Below are 22,209 nucleotides of genomic sequence, written 5' to 3'. Positions count from 1 at the left end.
AGACACCATGAGTGAACGTTTCGAACGGGATAAACCCATCGGAAAAGCCCTGGCCGAGTGGTGGCAAGGTCTGGAGAACGATCGCGCAAGCCGGGCTACCCTCCGCCGCGCCGCCGGCCCCACCGAGGTGGCTCTGTCTGCCCCTTACCAGCGCCTATATCGACGCCTGCAGCTCCAGGGGTGGAATCCGGACAGCAAGGCTTACTTGGATGACCGCCTCGCCGCAGCCGTGGGCTTGCTGGCACATGTCCGTGAGGATAGCCCTGGCCTCTCACCCGCCAAATCCATGAGCCAGAGGAAGGCTGGGGATGACCGCCTGGCGGTAAGCGAATTGCGCTTTCTTCGCCTGCTCGACGCGCGGGATATCGAAGCTCTCTATGACGGCCTCCGTCGAGTGCTCCCCCTGATGGATCGCCGGGTTGATGTGCTTGCTCTCACCAATGACCTGCTGCAGTGGGGCGAGCAAGTGAAAAAACGTTGGGCCTACGCCTACGAGTGGCCCGCTCGCACTAGCTCTTGACGCTTTGCCCAGTCATTCCCATCTCATCTAGTCACCTTCCGGAGACCGCTCATGCAACGTTTCGTGCAACTGCATCTGCTCACCAGCTATCCGCCCTCTAACCTCAACCGCGACGACACGGGCCGCCCGAAGACAGCGCTGATGGGCGATGCGCAGCGTCTGCGCATCTCCTCCCAGAGCCAGAAGCGGGCATGGCGTACCTCTGAACTCTTCGAGTTCGCGCTGGCCGGCCACATTGGTACCCGTACGAAGGACATGGGTAAGCGCATCCACGAAGCGTTGACGTGCGCCGGCATCGCCGACAAGGCTGCTCGCGAATGGGCACGGCAGATCGCTGGGCGCTTTGGCAAGCTCAAGTCCGACAAGAAGATGGATAAGGACGAAGATCTGCAGATCGAGCAACTCGCTCATTTCAGCCCGGAAGAAGTGGAAGCCATCGAGGCCTTGACCAAGACCTGCGCCGAGCGGGGAGGAGCCCCCTCCGACGAAGAGCTGCAGTTGCTGCGCAAACCACGCAAGGCTGCTGACATTGCCATGTTCGGGAGAATGCTGGCCGACAGCCCGGCCTTCAATATGGAGGCTGCCGTGCAGGTAGCCCATGCGATCACCGTGCACAGCAGTCCGGTGGAAGATGACTATTTCAGCGCAGTCGATGACCTCAACACTGGGCTCAGTGACAAGGGGGCAGCGCATATCGGTGAGCGAAGCTTCGGGGCGGGTCTGTATTACCTGTACATCTGTATCGACCGCACACTCCTCGCGGAGAACCTGGGCCAGGATGTCGCGCTTGCCCGCCGGGTGCTGGAGGCATTTTTGCATGCCGTCACCAAGGTCTCTCCCACCGGTATGCAGAATAGCCACGCCTCCCGCGCCTACGCCAGCTACGTATTGGCTGAAAAGGGTGATCAGCAGCCACGCTCGCTGTCCCAGGCGTTCCTCAAACCGGTCAAGCCCTACGGTGATCAGGACATGCTTGATCTCGCCGTCCACGCAATCGAACGCCGATACCAGAACTTCGATAAGGTCTATGGCCCTTGCGCTGACGCACGCAAGAGCCTGAACGTGGAGAAGGGCGAAGGCAGCCTTGCCGAGCTGATTGCTTTTGTCCAGGACTGAGACCATGGACTTTCTGGTCTTTCAATTGCAGGGGCCGATGGCAGCCTGGGGCGACACCGCCGTAGGCGAATTCCGCCCCAGCCTGGACGCTCCCGGCCTCTCGTCGTTGGTGGGGTTGCTCGGTGCGGCACTGGGCCTACGCCGCGAGGATGAGGCCGCCCATGCCGCGCTTCGTGATGGGTACGGTTATGCGGTGGGCGTGCAGTCCGCAGGTCGGCTGCTGCGGGATTACCACACCGCCCAGGTGCCCGGACAGGCCAGTTTGAAAAAACGCCCTCACGCCTCACGGCGGGATGAGTTGGCGCTGCCTCGGGACGAACTAAACACTATTCTCTCCACCAGGGACTACCGCCAGGATGCCGCCTGTCTGGTGGCCATCCAGCCGCGGGGGGAAGCGCCATATTCCCTCGTCGAACTGGCAGAGGTATTGCGGTGCCCGCGCTTTGTACTTTACCTGGGGCGCAAGGCCTGCCCACCAGCCGCGCCTTTGTTTCCCCAGGTGATAAGCGCTGGAAATGCTGAGTCAGCCTTTGAAGACTACATCCTGCAACTGATTGCTCGGCTTAATGCGCTGGACAAGCCGCACAACCGGCATGGCCTGCCCGCTCCACAAGCTTTGGAGCGCTTGATCTGGGGCGACGGCATCCGTGTGGATCTTGTTCCCGATCTCACCACCTCCCGCAAGGATCGCCCTATCCGCCGCCGTGGCTGGCAGTTTGGTGACCGCACCGAATATCAGGCATTTTTTCGACCGGAGGCTTGAGACATGTATTTCAGCCTGATCATGCCCCATCCCGATCGGGAACTTGCTGCCGCTCATGCCCGATTGAGCGGCCCCTATGCTGAACACCAGTGGCTGTGGAGGTTTTTCCCTGCAGAGGCCGGCAGTCCGCGGGATTTCCTGTTCCATCGTCGTGAGGTAGCGGGGCGGCCACGTTACTACGTGGTCTCGGTACGCGCTCCCCATTCCGTCGATCCGTCCTGGCTAGTCCAAACACAAAGCTACGCACCGCGTTTGGCCGCCGGAATGCGCCTGGGCTTTGAGTTGCGCGCCAATCCAGTGGTCAGCCGCCGGGTCGACGGCAAACATAGTCGGCATGATGTTGTAATGGACGCTAAGCGCCGCATGCTTGCCGAGCGAGGTTTGTCCCGTTGGGTGGAATGGAAGCCTGACCACATCGCTGCCGACGGCCAGCCCGACCCGCGGCCACCACTCTACGAACTTGTCCAAAGCAACTGCAGCGCCTGGCTAGAGGCCAGGGCCGAGGCGGGAGGCTTTGCTGTTGATCCAGCCTGTCTGGTGGCTGACGCCTACCAGCAACAGGCTGGCAAGCAGGAGCAGTTGCATTTCAGTACCGTTGATTTTCGCGGGGAATTGACTGTAATCGACCCTGACCGGTTTAGTGCCACGCTACGTCAGGGTATCGGCCCTGCGAAAGCCTTCGGCTGTGGCTTGCTGCTCGTGCGACCGTTACCCTGACCATGCTTCCACCCCTCAAACCCATTCCCATCAAGGAGCGCATGTCCATCGTCTTCGTCGAGAAGGGCGAAATCGACGTGGTGGACGGCGCTTTTGTCGTGGTGGATCAGCAAGGCTTTCGGGTGCGGCCGGTACTCACGCACATTCCGCTGGGTGGGGTTGCCTGCATCATGCTGGAGCCAGGCACGCGGGTGTCCCATATGGCAGCAGCGCTGGCGGCGCGGGTGGGGACGCTGCTGGTGTGGGTGGGGGAGGCGGGCGTGCGCCTGTATTCCTCCGGCCAGCCCGGTGGAGCGCGTGCCGACCGTTTGCTCTACCAGGCGCGGCTGGCGCTGGACGACGCCCTGCGGCTGAAGGTGGTCCGCAAGATGTATGCGATGCGCTTCGGCGAGGAGCCGCCGGCCCGCCGCAGCGTGGAACAGTTGCGCGGTATAGAAGGCGCGCGGGTGAAGCGCAGTTATCAGCTGCTAGCCCAGAAGTTCGGCGTCAAATGGTCTGGTCGTGCCTACAACCCCGAGGACTGGGACGTCTCCGACCTGCCCAACCGTTGCCTGTCGTCCGCCACCGCCGCGCTGTATGGCGTCACGGAAGCTGCGGTGCTGGCTGCCGGCTACGCACCGGCGGTGGGTTTCATTCACACCGGCAAGCCCCTGTCGTTTGTTTACGATGTGGCCGACATCTACAAATTCGACACGGTCGTGCCCGCAGCCTTTCAGGTGGCGGCCTCCAACCCGCCCAACCCGGAGCGGGCGGTGCGTCTTGCCTGTCGCGACATCTTCCGCAAGACCAAGCTTCTGGAACGCATCATCCCCGACATTGAGGAGATGCTCTCTGCCGGCGAGATCCCACGCCCTGAGGCGCCGGAAGACGCCGTCGGCCCGGCCATTCCCAACCCGGAGAGCTTAGGCGATGCTGGTCATCGTGCTTGAAAACGCCCCGCCGCGGCTGCGCGGCCGGCTGGCGGTGTGGCTGCTGGAGGTGCGCGCCGGGGTCTACGTGGGCACCTACTCGCGCAAGGTCCGTGAGCACATCTGGAGCCAGGTGGAGGCCGGCATCGAGGACGGCAACGCGGTGATGATGTGGTACACCAACAACGAAGCCGGCTTCGAATTCCAGACTCTCGGCGCCAACCGTCGGCTGCCCGCAGACTGGGACGGCGTCCGGCTGGTCAGTTTTCATCCCGAGCGGATGTCGGACGATCTTTAACAATTTGGCATGTTTGGATGGGGCGAAAAATATGGTGGATCGGAGCGATGCTGGATTCTCGCGTAGAATCAAGGTGTTGAAAGAAGTGTGTTCCCCGCGCTCGCGGGGATGAACCGCTCACGGCCCGTTTCACCGAAGCGCAGCGCTTGTGTTCCCCGCGCTCGCGGGGATGAACCGATCATGGCAGATCCGAAGTATTTCCCGGCGTAGTGTTCCCCGCGCTCGCGGGGATGAACCGCTGCTATTCGCGCCGGTTATAGCCAAGCTACCGTGTTCCCCGCGCTCGCGGGGATGAACCGTCACGTAGCTGGAGGCAACGACCTGTATCGCCGTGTTCCCCGCGCTCGCGGGGATGAACCGCGAAGGGGACAAATCTTCCGTCGTTGCGCACTGGTGTTCCCCGCGCTCGCGGGGATGAACCGGCGGCGGCCGGCGAGGGCGGCACCCAGAAGGCGTGTTCCCCGCGCTCGCGGGGATGAACCGCCGGTATTGACCCGACGCCGAAGGACACCGACGTGTTCCCCGCGCTCGCGGGGATGAACCGGCGGACCAGATGCGGCCGACCTTCTCGGCGCCGTGTTCCCCGCGCTCGCGGGGATGAACCGGTCACGATCGACGGCATCACGTTTGACTCGAAGTGTTCCCCGCGCTCGCGGGGATGAACCGTCGGGGCTACGCGGGTCGGCGGCCTGGTGGGAGTGTTCCCCGCGCTCGCGGGGATGAACCGACCTGGCGCGCGGACTTCACGCCATGGAGTGAGTGTTCCCCGCGCTCGCGGGGATGAACCGTGCGAAGACCGTCCGGCATGGTCATGACCCCTGTGTTCCCCGCGCTCGCGGGGATGAACCGAGTAGGTCGGCTGGTCGTGGTGGCCTGGTAGGGTGTTCCCCGCGCTCGCGGGGATGAACCGCGGCCTTGATCTTCGATACGGGCTACCTGTACGTGTTCCCCGCGCTCGCGGGGATGAACCGCTTGCTGATGGTTTCTGCCTTGGCGCGGGCGAGTGTTCCCCGCGCTCGCGGGGATGAACCGCTATGATCGAGGCGACCAGACGTTTTGCTCTTGTGTTCCCCGCGCTCGCGGGGATGAACCGGGCGTGATCAGCACGAAGTAGCGGCGGTCCTTGTGTTCCCCGCGCTCGCGGGGATGAACCGTTCACCCACTCGAGGACGTGGTAATGGCCGCAGGTGTTCCCCGCGCTCGCGGGGATGAACCGCGCTCGGACACCCCGCGCCAGATCACGTTCTTGTGTTCCCCGCGCTCGCGGGGATGAACCGTTGAATCATGGAAACCAAAGACAAGCCCGCCGGTGTTCCCCGCGCTCGCGGGGATGAACCGCCGGGCAGGATGTGATGCGTGAGTCCCTATCTGTGTTCCCCGCGCTCGCGGGGATGAACCGTATGGAGAAGGACCTCCTACTTTTAAATAGGTGTGTTCCCCGCGCTCGCGGGGATGAACCGGCCTTCGACAGCGGAAATCTGCTGCCGGCTGTGTGTTCCCCGCGCTCGCGGGGATGAACCGGGCTTGGTGATTTTCGTGCTCATGATCTTTGCGTGTTCCCCGCGCTCGCGGGGATGAACCGTAGTCGCGTAGAGCCATTCCTGCGTAATCTCGGTGTTCCCCGCGCTCGCGGGGATGAACCGGCCCTAGCCATGAGCATCCGCTTCTCCCTCCGGTGTTCCCCGCGCTCGCGGGGATGAACCGCGGTCGATGTGGCTCCGCTCCCAGGGCATACCGTGTTCCCCGCGCTCGCGGGGATGAACCGGATGCTGCCGCCCAGGTAGAGCGCCGACGATTGTGTTCCCCGCGCTCGCGGGGATGAACCGCCTACGCACAAAGGTGCGGGACCACCCTTAACGTGTTCCCCGCGCTCGCGGGGATGAACCGGAGAAGGCCCGCCAGGAGCGCGAGGCCGAGGCGTGTTCCCCGCGCTCGCGGGGATGAACCGCGTGTTCGCTGGACTGAAGTCCGGCAAAACGCGTGTTCCCCGCGCTCGCGGGGATGAACCGGATAGTGGCAACTGTCCCCGATAGCCGCCCGGGTGTTCCCCGCGCTCGCGGGGATGAACCGGTCGGCAGCGGGTTCATTTAAACCTCTGGGTCGTGTTCCCCGCGCTCGCGGGGATGAACCGTTGTTCAGGTCGAGCTCGACACCCATCGACAGGTGTTCCCCGCGCTCGCGGGGATGAACCGCCTTACCAGCGCACTGCGCTGCAGCCCGGCGGGTGTTCCCCGCGCTCGCGGGGATGAACCGTCTTCTTGTGCGTCGGCTTGGTTTTCCGCTTCGTGTTCCCCGCGCTCGCGGGGATGAACCGCGGTGACGGCCGTTGCGGATGCGCTCGAGGGTGTGTTCCCCGCGCTCGCGGGGATGAACCGCCCGCAAGCGGGCCGCAGAATCCAAGGCCAAAGTGTTCCCCGCGCTCGCGGGGATGAACCGGCGATCATGGGGGCGCCTTGGGCGTCGAGCTCGTGTTCCCCGCGCTCGCGGGGATGAACCGTTCGAGTCGAGATCCACTTCCGTGGAAACGGGGTGTTCCCCGCGCTCGCGGGGATGAACCGGCTGCGACCAGGTCGGCGATGGCGGCTTCGACGTGTTCCCCGCGCTCGCGGGGATGAACCGGACAGATCGCAGATAGAATCCTGCGAATCGTCGTGTTCCCCGCGCTCGCGGGGATGAACCGAGCTTGCACCGGCAAATTGCGCGATGTAGCCCGTGTTCCCCGCGCTCGCGGGGATGAACCGTCGTCGTCGTCGAGCAGCCAGACGACAACGACGTGTTCCCCGCGCTCGCGGGGATGAACCGTGACCGTCGATTTAAGAATTACTGCCCCCCCGGTGTTCCCCGCGCTCGCGGGGATGAACCGAGTTCGGCGCGTATCGGATCGACCCGGCTGCAGTGTTCCCCGCGCTCGCGGGGATGAACCGAATGACTGCGCAATCTGTTGTTAATGTTAAAGGTGTTCCCCGCGCTCGCGGGGATGAACCGCCCGTAGCCATTGCGGGGGCTGACTGAATGGGGTGTTCCCCGCGCTCGCGGGGATGAACCGCCCGTGCATTGCAAGAGGCGGGTTCTCCACAGGTGTTCCCCGCGCTCGCGGGGATGAACCGGGTGCTTGGGTGCAGCCGAGACGGCCATCGTTGTGTTCCCCGCGCTCGCGGGGATGAACCGGGTAGCTCCTAGCTTTGCAAATGAACTAATCGCGTGTTCCCCGCGCTCGCGGGGATGAACCGCTGGTCTTGCCGCTTCGTTGAGCGAGGACGATGTGTTCCCCGCGCTCGCGGGGATGAACCGCGAGCTGTTGCATCGCTGGGCAGCCTCCAGCCGTGTTCCCCGCGCTCGCGGGGATGAACCGCGCCTGGGCGACTACAACCGTTCGGTGAAGGAGTGTTCCCCGCGCTCGCGGGGATGAACCGCTGACATGCAACAGCTGACGGACCAGCCCGAAGTGTTCCCCGCGCTCGCGGGGATGAACCGGGGGCGAGCTGTCCCCCCCCCCTTCGCGCCCTAGTGTTCCCCGCGCTCGCGGGGATGAACCGGGCTCGCGATGCGGTGTTCGAGGTGGTCGCCTGTGTTCCCCGCGCTCGCGGGGATGAACCGTCGCCGCCCTCGTACATATCGCGGCCCTCCGGGTGTTCCCCGCGCTCGCGGGGATGAACCGGCCGTCGACTTCCTCGGCCCGCCCGACGGCTCGTGTTCCCCGCGCTCGCGGGGATGAACCGTAACCGCGGCTGTTCTGCACCAGCTCGCCCGTGTGTTCCCCGCGCTCGCGGGGATGAACCGGTCGGCAAGCGCGGGCGCAAGTGCTATGCGCTCGTGTTCCCCGCGCTCGCGGGGATGAACCGACAGATCCGCGGCCCCCTCCATGTGCAAGGTCGTGTTCCCCGCGCTCGCGGGGATGAACCGCGCGTTTCGACTCCACCACCGCACGCGCAATTGTGTTCCCCGCGCTCGCGGGGATGAACCGTGCGGATGATTGCGTGGATTCTCAGGGGCTCATGTGTTCCCCGCGCTCGCGGGGATGAACCGGTGGCCCGCGCCGTGGCCGAGCTGGGCAAGGCGTGTTCCCCGCGCTCGCGGGGATGAACCGGTAGTTAAGCTCGGTGTTCGAGCCGATGATGAGTGTTCCCCGCGCTCGCGGGGATGAACCGTCTCCTGGCTGAAGGGGGACGCACTCCTGCGCGTGTTCCCCGCGCTCGCGGGGATGAACCGTCACCTCATCGCCGGTGCCCTTGCCGAGATCCGTGTTCCCCGCGCTCGCGGGGATGAACCGCACGGATGTTCCTTCTTCTGCGCGTCCTTCACGTGTTCCCCGCGCTCGCGGGGATGAACCGCGGGCGATCTTGCGGGCGCAGTCTTCCGAGAGGTGTTCCCCGCGCTCGCGGGGATGAACCGAAGCCGAACAGCCCGCACATCACCGGCTGCCCGTGTTCCCCGCGCTCGCGGGGATGAACCGACATGACACACCCCACCGCAATCACGCCGCGCGTGTTCCCCGCGCTCGCGGGGATGAACCGCTATTGCATAAACTTCGGCGTCCTTTCGCGCAGTGTTCCCCGCGCTCGCGGGGATGAACCGTCCGACTGGAGGCTGAAAGGCGCCCCGTAGGCGTGTTCCCCGCGCTCGCGGGGATGAACCGGCCTGGCTCAGCATGTACACCGCGCCGTCGGCGTGTTCCCCGCGCTCGCGGGGATGAACCGCAGGCCGCCCGCAGCAACGACACCCTGATCGAGTGTTCCCCGCGCTCGCGGGGATGAACCGCATCTGCTTGCGGCGGTTCGCATGGTATTCGAGTGTTCCCCGCGCTCGCGGGGATGAACCGACGCCCGCGCCGCCCTGGTGTCGGTGTTCGCCGTGTTCCCCGCGCTCGCGGGGATGAACCTCGATCTTCATCTACACGCTGCGGTTTTCAAGCGTGTTCCCCGCGCTCGCGGGGATGAACCGATTAGCCGCGATAGCTCGGCGGTGGGCATTGCGTGTTCCCCGCGCTCGCGGGGATGAACCGGAACAATAGCGAATTTCACCGTTTCGTAAGTCGTGTTCCCCGCGCTCGCGGGGATGAACCGTGGTCGGAACTGAGGCCAGCAGTACCCTGATGGTGTTCCCCGCGCTCGCGGGGATGAACCGTATTCACGGCCTTGCCCGACGTGGGCCGTGAAGTGTTCCCCGCGCTCGCGGGGATGAACCGTCGGCATGAGCAAGAACGAAGCCCAGGGCTTCGTGTTCCCCGCGCTCGCGGGGATGAACCGCTCGCTGTCGTCCTGGCGCCAGGCGTTGTAATGTGTTCCCCGCGCTCGCGGGGATGAACCGGGCGTCGGCAGCGAGCTGCTGAGACGTCATCGGTGTTCCCCGCGCTCGCGGGGATGAACCGCCAGAGTTCGCATCAGTGCCACCGACAGCATCGTGTTCCCCGCGCTCGCGGGGATGAACCGCCGGCGAGCCGTTCGGCCCACAAGCTCATTGCGTGTTCCCCGCGCTCGCGGGGATGAACCGATCGGCATGAGCCCCGATGAGGCGCAAAAGGTGTGTTCCCCGCGCTCGCGGGGATGAACCGGATGAGGTCGGGCGTCAGAGAGGACCACAGCCGTGTTCCCCGCGCTCGCGGGGATGAACCGACCACGAAGAGCCCGGTTCGCATGGAGTACGCGTGTTCCCCGCGCTCGCGGGGATGAACCGCCAGTAGGCGACACGCTGGCCGATGGCGTTGTGTGTTCCCCGCGCTCGCGGGGATGAACCGGACGGCGCCGAGCTTTGGATGATCGGCACCGACGTGTTCCCCGCGCTCGCGGGGATGAACCGCTCTCGGTGCCCGCCCGCCCGGGCGTCAACCGGTGTTCCCCGCGCTCGCGGGGATGAACCGGTGTCGCCCACGGCAGGCGTGGCCGGCAGCGGGTGTTCCCCGCGCTCGCGGGGATGAACCGATCCAGCCGACTCGCGTCGCGATTGCATATAAGTGTTCCCCGCGCTCGCGGGGATGAACCGGAATTTCTGTGCTTTTTGTGCCCGTTGTCGCGGTGTTCCCCGCGCTCGCGGGGATGAACCGCGCCATCTGCTCATGTCCGACCGGAGCCGGCGGTGTTCCCCGCGCTCGCGGGGATGAACCGGATTCGCTGCAAGCCTGGGTTGGCATCAAGGAGTGTTCCCCGCGCTCGCGGGGATGAACCGGCGTCGCGGACAGCATCCGCCAGCTCCTGCTGGTGTTCCCCGCGCTCGCGGGGATGAACCGGCGATCACCTCGATCCTGGCGCCGTCGCCCAAGTGTTCCCCGCGCTCGCGGGGATGAACCGTCAGTAGTCAAACGAACGGTAGGGCTTCGAGAGTGTTCCCCGCGCTCGCGGGGATGAACCGGCGACGTTGTTGCGCAGCCGGCCAGGGCCAGCGTGTTCCCCGCGCTCGCGGGGATGAACCGCCAGCCAGATCCGGTACGAGTCGGGCGACTCGGTGTTCCCCGCGCTCGCGGGGATGAACCGGTGGATACCGGGAGGCTGGAGCGCAGGTTGCAGTGTTCCCCGCGCTCGCGGGGATGAACCGGTGGCTTCGCCTTCGCTGGTGTTCACGCCCTCGTGTTCCCCGCGCTCGCGGGGATGAACCGCGCGTCGAGTTGCCGGCGCTGAGCGGGCCTGGGTGTTCCCCGCGCTCGCGGGGATGAACCGTGACGATTGAACAGACTGCGGCCCCTGGTCAAGTGTTCCCCGCACCCGCGGGGATGAACCGGCTGGACAGGTGTCACCGACCGGCACATAGGAGCCACTTGATGATCGGCACATTGGAGCCAGCGCCGGATCGGCGTAATGGAGCCAGTCTCACTCTGACGGACCTTTCGATCTTTCGTGGTCCACCGCTACCCTGTCGGGTTTGGCAGGATGAAGCCCGCGGCCAGATACCGCCGCACCGTGTTGCGCGCAATCCCCGGCGTTCTGACTGCCACGCGGCGGTATCGCCGGTTGCTACCTCTCCGGCAGATTGCGTAGACAGCGCCTGCGTAATCTCGCCAATGCACGGCCGCGTCTGATCATGCCTGCCGCCGCGCAACGCAACCTCCCCCGACTTGAGCCAGAACAGGGCGCCGCGCTCGCCGTCCAGCTACATTCCTGCCCATGCGGCCCCGCTTTTCGGGCCACGCCGGACGCCTTCCGGCGGCGGGCTGCGCTAGGATTCCCGGCGTGTTTCCCGGACTGCCGGGCAGGGGCCTGGCGGCGGGGTGGCAAGGAGACCGGAGCAGATGATCAAGACGGAAGAACTGGCGGGCAGGCGGGCCCTGGTGACGGGGTCGACCTCGGGGATCGGGCTGGCGGTGGCGCAGGCGCTGGCGCGGGCCGGGGCGCGGGTGATGCTGCATGGCTCGCGGCCGGCGGCCGAGGCCGAAGCGCTGCGGGTGGCGCGGGCTGCCGCGACCGGCACCGAGCCGGGCTATCTGTCGGCCAACCTGGCCGACGCGGCGGCGGCGCGGGGGCTGGTGGAGGCCACGGTGGTGGCCTTCGGCGGGCTCGACATCCTGGTGAACAACGCCGGCATCCAGCACGTGGCGGCGGTGGATGCCTTCCCCGACGAGAACTGGGCGCAGATGCTGGCCATCAACGTGTCGGCGGTGTTCCACACCACCAAGGCGGCGCTGCCGGGCATGAAGGCCCAGGGCTGGGGGCGGATCATCAACATTGCGTCGGCCCACGGGCTGGTGGCGTCGCCCTTCAAGGCGCCGTACACGGCCACCAAGCACGCGGTGGTGGGGTTCTCCAAGGCGGTGGCCCTCGAGGTGGCGGAGCAGGGCATCACCTGCAACGCGCTGTGCCCGGGTTACGTGCGCACGCCGCTGGTGGAGAAGCAGGTGGTGGACCAGGCCCGGGTGCACAACCTGCCCGAAGACCGGGTGATCCGCGAGGTGATCCTGGCGGCGCAGCCCACCCGGCAGTTCATCGAGGCGGACGAAGTGGCGGCCTTCGCGGTCTTCCTGTGCTCGGAGGCGGCCCGATCGGTCACCGGTTCGGCGCAGCTGATCGACGGGGGCTGGACGGCCCGCTGAGGCGGGCGACAACAGGCGGCAGGCAGACATGGAAGAGTTCATCGGCGGGCTGTGGCACCGCTTCATCACCCGGGCGGCGACCCGCAGCTACCCCCAGGCGGCGGTGCGGCTGGAGAGCATCGAGCGCACCGCGGGCATCCTGTTCCGCGCGCTGGGGGGCGATCCGGGCCTGCGGGTGGCGCCGGCGGCCGAGGTCGAGCACGGCGCCCGGCGCGGCTGGCTGGCGCGCATCGCCCACGTGGGCGAGAAGGCCGCCCAGGCAGCCCGCGACGACGAGACCCTGCGCCTGCCGGCCGAGATCGCTTTGTTTGCCGAGCGCAGCCTCAACCGCGACCTCTACCTGTGGCTGATCGCCCAGGGGGCGGCGCTGCCGGCCGGTGGGCTGGCGGCCGACAGCTGGATCACCGCCAACCAGGCGGCCAGCGCGGCGACCCTGGCGGCCTTTCCGGGCTTCGCGTCGCGCTACCGCCGGCTGGTGGAGGCGGTCGTCGCCGAGCGGCCCGACCCGCGCAAGCTGCCGGCCGACGAGGCCGCCGCCGAGCGGGCGATCCGCCAGGCCCTGACCGAGCCGGGCAGCGTGGCGGCGCTGCCGGCGGCCAAGCGTCCGCCGACGCCGGTGGCCCTGTGGCTGTACCCGGCGCCGGTGGCCCTCGACCGGCGCCAGGCCGAGCCGCCCGCCACCCCGGCCGAGCGGCCCGACGGTGCCAACAAGACCCACGACGCCGCCGACCGCCGCCGCCAGGCCCAGCGGGAGGACATGCCCGACGGCAAGAATGGCCTGATCCTGCCCTTCCGCGCCGAGAGCCTGCTGTCGTTTGCCGAGTACGTGAAGGTCAACCGCGGCCACGATGACGACGAGAGCGACGACCCGGCCCGCGCCGCCGCCGACATGGACCGCATCGCGGTGGCCCAGGACGGCCGCGATACGGCTTCAAAGCTGCGCTTCGACCTCGACCTGCCCTCGGCCGCCCAGGACGACATCCCGCTGCAAAGCGGCATCCTGCTGCCCGAGTGGGACTGGAAGAAGCAGCAGCTCAAGCGCGACATGTGCCGCCTCACGGTGCTCGACCCGCGCAACGCCGCGCCCTGCGAGCTGCCCTCCCACCTGCTGCGCCCGGCGCGGCGCCTGCGCCACCAGTTCGAGGCCCTCACCCCGGCCCGGCGCTGGCTGAAGAACCAGCCGGAAGGCCCCGAGCTCGACATCGACGCCTGCGTGCGCGCCTTCGCCGACCGGCGCACCGGCCACGCGGTCAGCAACGCCGGCGGCTACCTGGCCTGCGAGCGCCGCGAGCGCGACCTGTGCTGCCTGGTGCTGGCTGATCTGTCGCTGTCCACCGACACCTGGGTGAGCGACGAGCAGCGGGTGATCGACGTGATCCGCGACAGCCTGTGGCTGTTCTCCGAGGCCCTGGGCGCCACCGGCGACCCCTTCGGGCTGTACGGCTTCTCGTCGCGCAAGCGCGACCACATCCGCTTCCACCGCATCAAGGATTTCGACGAGCCCGCCGACGCGCGCATCCGGGGCCGCATCGGGGCGCTCAAGCCGGGCTTCTACACCCGCATCGGGGCGGCGATCCGCTACGCCACGCAGATCCTGGCCAGGCGGCCGGAGGCCCTCAAGCTGCTGCTCATCCTGTCGGACGGCAAGCCCAACGACGTGGACCACTACGAGGGGCGCTACGGCATCGAGGACACCCGGATGAGCCTCAACGCGGCCCGCCAGGAGGGCGTGCGGCCCTTCTGCGTGACCATCGACAAGGAAGGCCAGGGCTACCTGCCCCACCTCTTCGGCCCGGCCGGCTACACCATCCTGCGCAAGCCCTCCGAGCTGCCCGCCCGCCTGCCGCTGCTCTACGCCCAGCTCACCAGCGCCTGAGGCGCGCGTTGCCCGCTGGCGGCTTGAGGCTAGCCCGCTTCCTCGGCACGGCGCCGGGCGAGGTACATCGGGCCGACTTCGGCGACGATCTTTTCGCAGTTCAGCCAGATGTCCGGGTGAGGCCGGAAGCTGTCGCGGAGCTGCTTCCAGAGGGGCGAGGCCTTGTGGAGCAGCTCGTGGACCATGGTGTCGAGGAGGTCCAGCGCGTCGTCGTCGGAGAGCCGCGCCAGGTAGCGCGGGTTGAGGCGCAGGGTGTCGGAGTGCCACCGGTATTGCCCCAGCACCCGGCCGGCCGGCGACAGCTTGCGGGTGCACAGGTGCCGCGGAATGCCCAGGTGGGGCAGGGTCTCGCGGACGATATCAAGGGCCAGGTCGATGTCGCGCTGAGTCATCGAATGCGTTTTTGTTGGAGTGATGGGAAGCCCGCCGGCTCGCGGCGGGGCAGGGCGGCAGCCGTGGTGGAGGGCGTCACACGCCCCAGGTCACCGGCACCTTGTCCTTGAGGGAGCGCTCGAGCAGCTCGAGCAGCGGCACCGCGCGCTGGAAGAAGCTCACGCCGCCACCGGCAGGCTTGGCGTCGCCGTCGTCTTCAGTGGCTGGGGCGCTCTCGGCGAGGCGCGTCTTGTCGGCGTCGATGGCCGCGCGCACCGCGGCGATGGCGCCGGGCAGCTGCTCGACGGTGACGATGCCCTTCGCATCGGCCGGGTCTTTGCCGAGCACGCTCAGCATCTCCTTGCCATTTTTTTCGAACATGATCACGTCGCCGCTGGCGGGGGATTTGAAGATGATCAGCATGGTGGGCTGCCCTTGTAATGTAATGTCACCATTGTAGGCCCGAGCGGGCCTCTCGCGGAAAACCCCAAGCTCGTTTTGAGGCGGAGAGTGCTACCGTGCATGTCCGATTTCTCCCCAGGTTTGAGCGTGGACAAAGGTAAAACTCTCTCCGGCATCGCCTTCGGCCTGGGTGCCTATGGCATCTGGGGCTTCTTTCCGCTGTTCTTTCGCCAGCTGGGCCACGTGAGCCCGGCCGACGTGCTGTGCAACCGGGCCCTGTGGGCCTGCCTGGTGGTCACCCTGATCCTCGCCGCCCGGCGCGGCTGGAGCCAGGTGGGGGCGGCGTTGAGGCGGCCCGGCACGCTGCTGCGCCTCACCGCGGCTGCGTGGCTGGTGGGGGCCAACTGGCTGGGTTTTTTGTGGGCGGTGGACCAGCAGCTGGTGATCGCCGGCAGCCTGGGCTACTTTTTGGTGCCGCTGGTGAATGTGGTGCTGGGGATGCTGGTGCTCAAGGAGCGCCTCAACGGCAAGGAGTGGGCCGCCGTCGGGCTGGCCGTGGCGGCGGTGGGCAACGAGTTCGTGGCCCTCGGCAGCCTGCCCTGGGTGTCGCTGTTTCTGGGGGGCACCTTCGGGCTCTATGGGCTGGTGCGCAAGCAGGTGCCGGTGGATGCGGTGTCGGGGCTGTGGCTCGAGACCCTGTCGATGCTGCCGCTGGTGGGGCTGTACACGCTGTGGCAGAGCAGCCAGGGGCACGCGGTGTTCACCGGCCACGACGGCGTCACCGACTTTCTGCTGGCCATGTCCGGGCTGATGACGGCGTTGCCGCTGATGCTGTTTGCGGCCGCCACCCAGCGCCTCAACCTGGCCACCATCGGCATGCTGATGTACATCAACCCGACGATGCAGCTGGTGACCGCGGTGTGGATCTTCGGCGAGGATCTGCAGCCCGCCCGGATCGTCACGTTCGCGCTGATCTGGGCCGGGCTGCTGGTGTACAGCTGGAGCGGCTGGCAGAAGTATCGGCAGGGCTGAGGGGCAGCGGGCCTCACGACTTGCCACAGGTCTGGAGGGTGGCGATCAGCGTGGCACCGCAGGAGGTCTTGTGCCCTGCATAGGCGACCGGGACGCCGTTGATCCGGTGGTCCGGGTCGCCCTCGGCGATCACGCAGTTGCCGTGGCCCCGCTTCGGGCAGGAGCACGGGTCGCCGAGCAGGGCGACGGGGATGCCATCGACAAGGTAGTAAGGCGCGCCGCTGCCGACCACCTGGCCACCGTGGTCGGTCGGGTCGCCCAGGCGAATGATGGCTTTCATGGCGGTGCTCCAGCGGGCGGTCAGCTCTTGTCGGCGGGGGGCTGCGGAGCATTGCTCCGGGCGGTGTCCGGGGCGGTGGCGTGCGTTGCTGCTGCGTCGTCCGGATAGGCGCTCAATTGCCAGACCGTGGCGCGGCGGAACTGCGGTGTCTCGCCCTTGACCCGCTGCCACAGGCTGGGTTCGCCCTGCAGCACGACCTCCGGCATGGGCTCGTTCTGGCGGATGAATTGCCGGGAGCCGCCGAGCACCGGGGCGCCTTCGTCGGCGCACTGCCACCAGCCGGTCTCCGGGCAGGCCCGGCCGGTGAGGGCCAGCGCGCCCAAGGGTGTCCTGGGGGGCGGGGCTTCGCTGTGCCTGGCGGGGCTGGTGGTGCGGAGGCGGATGGAGTTGACGATGCGGTCCCAGAGTTTCAGCACTTGGGCGTCTGAAAGGCTGGAGTTGGTGTGCTTGTAGCCCTTGTAGCCGGTCTTGCCTTCGAAGTTGATCGAAGGCGCGGTCGGGTCCGTGGGCTTGCCCAGGGCCTCCCAGTCCAGCGCATGGACTCTGGCGCCATCGGCTTCGTGCACGGCTTCGACCAACTCCTGCCCCTCCATGCCATTGACCGGCCGCGGGCCCGAGCGCAGCTTGTTGAAGCGGTGCTGGATGTGGGCCAGCGTTTGTTCTGCCCGGGCTGCGCGTGCCAGCAAGGGCTCGTCGAGCTTGTCGCCGTTGGTGGAGATGACCAATCTGAACTTCACGTCCGGATGGTGCTTCAGCCCGAACTGGATTTCGGTGGCCTCGTGCTGTTCTGGCGGCGGGGCCCCGGCGATGAACGCCCGCCCCAGGTCCATTTCCATGCAGTAGCCGGGTTCGGCTGGGATTTCGTCGGCGGATAGCGAGCGGAGCGGGGTGGCGCGTTGCATGAGAATTTCCCGAACGTCGGTACGCCGGTAGCTGCCTTTGAACGAGACTCCGTGATTGCCGAGCCAGAGCCATCCTTCACCAGTCAATTCATCTTCAGTAACTATCTTCTTTCCATCTTCGAACCAATAAACGGGTTTCTTCCTGCCATAAAGAAAGAGTTTGCCGCTTGAGCTGTCAAGGCTTAAATCTTCCGTGCGCTCCATTGATGGTTTTCCATATTCATTCTTTTCCTGTGAAAGTTCAGCCTCTCGTTTGGATAGTTTGGCTTTGAATGCAGCCTCGTCTTGCATTTCGCCGAGGGACTCGATATCAACGCCATCGATCCGATAGCGGTGATACTCCAATACGTATTGGGCGGGCACGTCGATCAGGTGGCGGCCGACGCACAGGGTATGCATGGGTTTGTCGAACAGGTCCTGGCTCATTTGATGTTCCCGATGAATTTTCCATCCAAATCCGCCGATGGCGGCCACCGCAAGGGCCGCCATGGCCAGCATTCCGTATCTCGATTTCGAGGGCTGCATCTCAGGCGGCTCCCTGGACGATCTTGCAGATCAGGTGAAAGGTCAGCTGGCGCATGTTGGTGTCGTTGTAGCTGCCTTGGTGATCATAGCCGGTGGTGCGGAAAAGTCGCTTGACCTTCCGGGCTGGCGCCTCGCCCGATTGCCAATTCACGGTGCCATCCCCGGCTGCGTCCTGGGGCTGGATCTGAAACTCGATGCTGGGGTTGGCAGTTGGGAGTGGTACCGGCTGGGAATGCCGAGCGGACGCCTGGGCGCTTGAGCCAAAATCGGCAATGACTTTTCCCGGAGTGTTGAACGACTTTGGTTTGCCCTGGCGCAGCGTGGCTTCATCCATGGAGTCCGCCCTGTGCCAGTTGCCTGCCCAGCGAACGGTGCCATAGCTGAGATGATGGGTATCCTGCCCGCAGAAAGCGTAGGTGTTCGGGTGGTAGTAGTCGCTGATTATTTCTTTATGAAAGCGTTCGGCCTTATCAATTGCTGCGATACATTTTGCGGTAGCTCCTTTCATCTGGCTTTGGCTGAGATAGCCGGAATACTTCTTTCCAGGGTCAAGCAGCGCCGGATCTATCAATCTGTACCAGCTGCTCATGTCCCGATAGATTTCGTCATAGGGGTCGGCCTTTGGCAGCGCGAGCATTTCTCTCGGGGTCGAACTGCTGGGCTCCTTCACGAGGGTTTTCAGCCAACCGGGTGGGTGAAGGTGACTGGGGAGCAGTTCGAGCGGGCCGGGCGATACCCCCATCACCGGGACGGTTTCGGCTGGCGTCTTTCCGGCGATCATGGCGAAATAGTTCATCTTCAGGTCATCTATCTTGCCGTTGTTGGGACTGCTTGTTTCGGTGCCGCAGGCCATGCGCCGATAGGCGAGTGGGGCGCCCACGGCGGGCTGAACGCCGTGAATGACGCCCAGGATCTTGTCCGGGTGTTGCCTGGCGTAGGCGCGACACACCAGCCCGCCCATAGAATGGGAGATCAGGATCACCTTGTCGCATTGGTAGCCGGGCCTGGCTTTCCACTCCGCGATCCAGCTGTCGATTTTCTGCGCGAGGCGGGCGGCGGCCTCTGAATTGCAGCGCAGCCAGTTGTAGCCCAGCGCATAGACCGGGTAATGGTACTGAGCGGATTTTTCGAGCTCGGCCTCGCTCAGGGCGGGCATGTCCGCCGCATCCCAGCCCTTGCGGTCGGCGTTCATGACCGTGCGCCAATGGGCCGCGATCAGGCGTCGGTCGGGTGTGGCGCCTCGTGTGAATGTTCGGTTGAGCCCTTCTTCCAGATTCAAAAGCCAGTCGCCGTAGCTGTCCCAATGGATCTCGCCCCAGCCGCGTGCCCGGTACTGCTCCTCGCTGGCAAACCAGCCGACCTCGATATCTCCGCCATCGTCGATCTCGGTGTTGTCCGGGTCGAGGAGCGCCTGTCTGAGCTTTGGGCTGCGCTTTTCCCATTCCTTGGCCTGGTTATAGCCCTCCACCGAACCATTCGGTGGTCGCCAGGCGATCTCGGACGGCTTGCCCTTGCTGGCTTTGGTTTTCAGGTTGCTGCCCATGATCCCGGGCACGAAAACGATCGGGATGATCTTGGAGGGTGGAACGCCGACCCCGGCGCGAACCCCGAAACGGATCGGGCTGGTCACGCTCTGTGCCTTGACTTGACCTTGCGCGTCGATTTCAACGGGGACACGGCGGATGGGTTCGCTCATGATGAGTGCCTGGTTAGCTTTGGAATCAGGGAAGGACGAGACGGACGAGTTGGATGGCTTGCGCGGGGGACAACGCCGTCCGCCCTTGCGCATCGGTAAGGCCCTCGATGACTTGTCCATCGTCGAGCGTCGCCCGATAGGCCCGGCCGGCGATCGGCGCGCCGGTCTGCTCGTTGTGGATCACGAAGCGTTCATCCGTTGCGAGGCTCGACTGTGGCAGGTCGGGCAGGTCGGCCTTGCCACCACCGCCCTGGTTGAAGTTGAAGCCGGGTGCCTTGATCTCGACGCCGTTGGCCGCGGACAGGGTGATCTTGCCGTCGGCGAGGGTGATCTGCGCGCCGCCGCTGCGCAGCGTGATGCCCTTGCCGGATTCAAGCAGGATCGATTCGAGGGACGCCAGCCGCAGGAGCTTGGCGGCGATCATCTCCATTTCGTCCGACTGGGCCTGCAGGCTCAGTTTGCCGGCGGCGGCGATGAGCTTCATGCCGGCCTTGTGGGCGAAGGCGGCCAGGCCTTGCCCGGCGTGCAGGAGGAGTTTGCGCCCCGTGCTGAGGTGGGCGTCCTGGGCGGCGGTCAGGTTGAGCGCGGTGCCGCTGGCGGCGGCGATGGCCCCGGCGCTGCTCATGGCGAGGCCCGCAGGTGCGCTGATGGCGATGGCCGGGGCGCCGCCGCCGGCTTGCCAGCGCTTGATGTCGTCGGTGAGCCTGGCAGCTGGCTGGAGATCGGCCGTGCCGGCCTGGTGGGTGTCGGCCAGCTCGGCGAGCTGCCGGGCGATGGCGAGCGCGGTGTCGAGCTGGCCGGCGAGCTCCTGTCGGGCGAGCGCCTCGCCCTGGGCTCTGGCTTGCGCGTCGCTGGTGATGAGAAGGCCCTGCGCGGCGCGGATCGCGCCGGCGAGATCGCTGCGTAGCTCGAAACCTTCTCCGCGCGGTTCGGCTTTGCCGTCGTGGCGTGGGTGGCCGAGCCAGCCCTGGTTGAGGGCGGTATGGCCGTGCTCGCTGGCAAGCTGGGCGCCGATCTGGCCTGGGCTGTCGTCGAAGCGCAGTTGCTGCAGGCGTGTGCCGTGCAGTTCGCGGGTGCTCCAGCCGCTCACGGCATGGTTGGCGGGCAGGCTGCCGGCGTTGTTGAAATGGGGCGGGCGGTTGTCGGCGTTGTAGACGCGGCCGGTGATGAGGGGCCGGTCGGGGTTGCCGTCGAGGAACTGGACGATCACCTCCTGGCCGACGCGGGGCAGGGCGAGCTGGCCGTAGTGTTGGCCGGCCAGGTCGGTGGCGACGCGCACCCAGGCCGAGCTGAGGTCATCGTGCCGGCCGCTGCGGTCCCAGTGGAACTGCACGCGCACCCGGCCGTATTCGTCGGTGTGGATCTCGTGGCCAGGCGGGCCGACGACGAGGGCGGTCTGCAGGCCGTGGATCTGCGGTGCGTGGCTGCTGTGGCCGGGCGTCGGGCGCCACGGGATGCGCTTGCGCAGGCAGGTGAAGCGGGCGCGGTATTCGGCAGCCTGCCCCTGTCCGGTTTCGTAGTTGTTGCTGACGATGTGATGGACGTCGGTGATGAGGAATTCGTTGTCGCCCTCGCCGCGGCCGATGGCCTGGATGTCGTAGGGGCCGGCCAGGGTGAAGCTGCGGCCGGGCTGGACGGTGTCGGCGTCGCCTTCGGCCGAGAAGTGCTTGGCGCCGGCCTCGTAGGCTTCCATGCGCCGTCGGGCGAGCGCATCCCCGTCGGCGGCGTTCTGGAAGCCGTAAGCACCGGCATAGTCGTAGACCTCCATCGGCGGCATCTGGCCCTGGTCGTTGAGGGATGGCACGTCGGCCGTCCGGGGCTGGGGGGCCTTGAAGTCGAAGCTCGCCGCGCTGTAGTGGTTCGGGATCACCCGGCGGCTGGCGGCCAGCGCCCAGATGCCGCAGGGGTTGACGCCGCTCCGGCCCTCCCAGCTGATGTGCCCGCCGCCGTCGACCGGGTCGGCTTCCCGGCTGTCGCCGCACAGCACCAGGGTGTGGCCATCCTGGCGATGTTCGTACCAGTAGGCCCACCCCTGGGCCTCCCAGCGCCGGTGCAGGTAGTTGTGGTCGTCTTCGGCGAACTGGACGGCATCGCTCATCGGCGCATCGGGGCCGAGCTGGCGGGTCTGCCAGTCGTGCATCGGGTAGGCGTCGAGGATGTGGTGGGTCTGCTCTTCGAGAGTCTTGCCGTGAAAGATGCAGTTGTTGCGACGTTGCCGAAGGAAGGCCAGCCAGGGTCGCAGGGTCATCTGGTAGTGGGCAAACCCGGCGTCGTGCTTGAGGAAGCTGAAGGCGAACACGTGGCCGTTGAAGTAGCGGACCGAGCCGTCTTCGCGCTGGAGCTCGACGGTGACCATCTTGCCCATGACTTCTTTCAGGGGAATGGCCGGGTTGAGCGAGAGGACGTCGACGGTGTACTCGAAATCGCGGGAGAGCCCCTCGTCGGCCTCCAGGCGATTGGCCACGAGCTGGCTGCCTGCGGGGGCGTCGTCGTGGGGAAAGGCGAGCTTGAGCAGGCGTCCGTGCTGGCGCTGTGCGTGGAGCAGGGTGTCGAGCGTATTCGATGGAGCCATGCCTTGTCCTTTCTGCCCGTTTCACATTGCGCGAGGCATTTCGTGTGTGTGTGTCGGCACTGGAGCACTGCATTGTAGAGGGTCGTATATATGAATGGAATTAAACTAAAGTCATACGTTTTGGCAAGTTTCGGCGAGATCTTAACCCGCACTACCGTTTTCCGGTCGCTGCGCCCACCTTTGCAGAAGTCCGGAGTTCGGTGCGCGGCCCGC

Annotated in this window: 15 protein-coding genes and 1 CRISPR repeat array; of the genes, 9 read left to right on the top strand and 6 right to left on the bottom strand. The window is 66.3% G+C overall.

Annotated elements, in window-relative coordinates:
• Positions 1-7: 7 nt before the first annotated feature.
• The 8 genes from casB (at position 8) to ACE3OU_RS01750 (ending at position 14,215) form a co-directional block, all read left to right on the top strand.
• A complete protein-coding gene (gene casB, locus ACE3OU_RS01785; RefSeq protein ID WP_374239812.1) occupies positions 8-520 on the top strand; it encodes a type I-E CRISPR-associated protein Cse2/CasB in 513 nt (170 codons plus the stop codon).
• Between the two features lie 51 nt (positions 521-571).
• The gene (gene cas7e, locus ACE3OU_RS01780) at positions 572-1,636 is read left to right on the top strand and encodes a type I-E CRISPR-associated protein Cas7/Cse4/CasC (protein ID WP_374239811.1); all 1,065 of its coding nucleotides are present in this window, start codon (positions 572-574) and stop codon (positions 1,634-1,636) included.
• 4 nt (positions 1,637-1,640) lie between these two features.
• On the top strand, positions 1,641-2,399 hold the full coding sequence (cas5e, locus tag ACE3OU_RS01775; protein ID WP_374239810.1) for a type I-E CRISPR-associated protein Cas5/CasD: 759 nt from the start codon (positions 1,641-1,643) through the stop codon (positions 2,397-2,399).
• A 3-nt stretch (positions 2,400-2,402) separates the two neighbouring features.
• Complete coding sequence (gene cas6e / locus ACE3OU_RS01770; protein ID WP_374239809.1) at positions 2,403-3,116, top strand: type I-E CRISPR-associated protein Cas6/Cse3/CasE; 714 nt, start codon at positions 2,403-2,405, stop codon at positions 3,114-3,116.
• A 2-nt stretch (positions 3,117-3,118) separates the two neighbouring features.
• The gene (gene cas1e, locus ACE3OU_RS01765; RefSeq protein WP_374239808.1) at positions 3,119-4,045 is read left to right on the top strand and encodes a type I-E CRISPR-associated endonuclease Cas1e; all 927 of its coding nucleotides are present in this window, start codon (positions 3,119-3,121) and stop codon (positions 4,043-4,045) included.
• Positions 4,026-4,322: a type I-E CRISPR-associated endoribonuclease Cas2e gene (gene cas2e / locus ACE3OU_RS01760; protein ID WP_374239807.1), complete on the top strand. Its 297-nt coding sequence runs from the start codon at positions 4,026-4,028 to the stop codon at positions 4,320-4,322. The genes cas1e and cas2e overlap by 20 nt, the downstream gene beginning before the upstream one ends.
• Positions 4,323-4,409: 87 nt before the next feature.
• A CRISPR array of direct repeats spans positions 4,410-11,033; the repeat unit is 29 nt; unit sequence GTGTTCCCCGCGCTCGCGGGGATGAACCG.
• 508 nt (positions 11,034-11,541) lie between these two features.
• A complete protein-coding gene (locus ACE3OU_RS01755; protein ID WP_374239806.1) occupies positions 11,542-12,339 on the top strand; it encodes a 3-hydroxybutyrate dehydrogenase in 798 nt (265 codons plus the stop codon).
• A gap of 28 nt (positions 12,340-12,367) precedes the next feature.
• The gene (locus ACE3OU_RS01750; protein WP_374239805.1) at positions 12,368-14,215 is read left to right on the top strand and encodes a nitric oxide reductase activation protein NorD; all 1,848 of its coding nucleotides are present in this window, start codon (positions 12,368-12,370) and stop codon (positions 14,213-14,215) included.
• Between the two features lie 29 nt (positions 14,216-14,244).
• On the opposite strand, the gene ACE3OU_RS01745 is transcribed toward ACE3OU_RS01750, so the two are convergent.
• The gene (locus tag ACE3OU_RS01745; protein ID WP_141354619.1) at positions 14,245-14,607 is read right to left on the bottom strand and encodes a hypothetical protein; all 363 of its coding nucleotides are present in this window, start codon (positions 14,605-14,607) and stop codon (positions 14,245-14,247) included.
• Positions 14,608-14,683: 76 nt separating this feature from the next.
• On the bottom strand, positions 14,684-15,010 hold the full coding sequence (locus ACE3OU_RS01740) for a DUF1840 domain-containing protein (protein ID WP_141354617.1): 327 nt from the start codon (positions 15,008-15,010) through the stop codon (positions 14,684-14,686).
• Between the two features lie 126 nt (positions 15,011-15,136).
• Here ACE3OU_RS01740 and rarD point away from each other — a divergent pair, with 126 nt between their 5' ends.
• Entirely contained in the window at positions 15,137-16,021 is an 885-nt protein-coding gene (gene rarD / locus ACE3OU_RS01735; RefSeq protein ID WP_374239804.1) for an EamA family transporter RarD, read from the top strand.
• 13 nt (positions 16,022-16,034) lie between these two features.
• On the opposite strand, the gene ACE3OU_RS01730 is transcribed toward rarD, so the two are convergent.
• From ACE3OU_RS01730 to ACE3OU_RS01715, 4 genes are read right to left on the bottom strand one after another with little or no spacing between them, the layout of a single operon-like run.
• Positions 16,035-16,301: a PAAR domain-containing protein gene (locus ACE3OU_RS01730; RefSeq protein ID WP_374239803.1), complete on the bottom strand. Its 267-nt coding sequence runs from the start codon at positions 16,299-16,301 to the stop codon at positions 16,035-16,037.
• A 20-nt stretch (positions 16,302-16,321) separates the two neighbouring features.
• A complete protein-coding gene (locus ACE3OU_RS01725; RefSeq protein ID WP_374239802.1) occupies positions 16,322-17,701 on the bottom strand; it encodes a T6SS immunity protein Tli4 family protein in 1,380 nt (459 codons plus the stop codon).
• Positions 17,702-17,729: 28 nt separating this feature from the next.
• Entirely contained in the window at positions 17,730-19,424 is a 1,695-nt protein-coding gene (locus ACE3OU_RS01720) for an esterase/lipase family protein (RefSeq protein WP_374239801.1), read from the bottom strand.
• Positions 19,425-19,449: 25 nt separating this feature from the next.
• Positions 19,450-21,996, bottom strand: a complete 2,547-nt coding sequence (locus ACE3OU_RS01715) for a type VI secretion system Vgr family protein (protein ID WP_374239800.1) — start codon at positions 21,994-21,996, stop codon at positions 19,450-19,452.
• Positions 21,997-22,209 lie beyond the last annotated feature (213 nt).

Source organism: Zoogloea sp. (genome assembly GCF_041908905.1).
Lineage (GTDB): Bacteria > Pseudomonadota > Gammaproteobacteria > Burkholderiales > Rhodocyclaceae > Zoogloea.
This window is presented reverse-complemented; position numbering and strand designations above follow the sequence as displayed.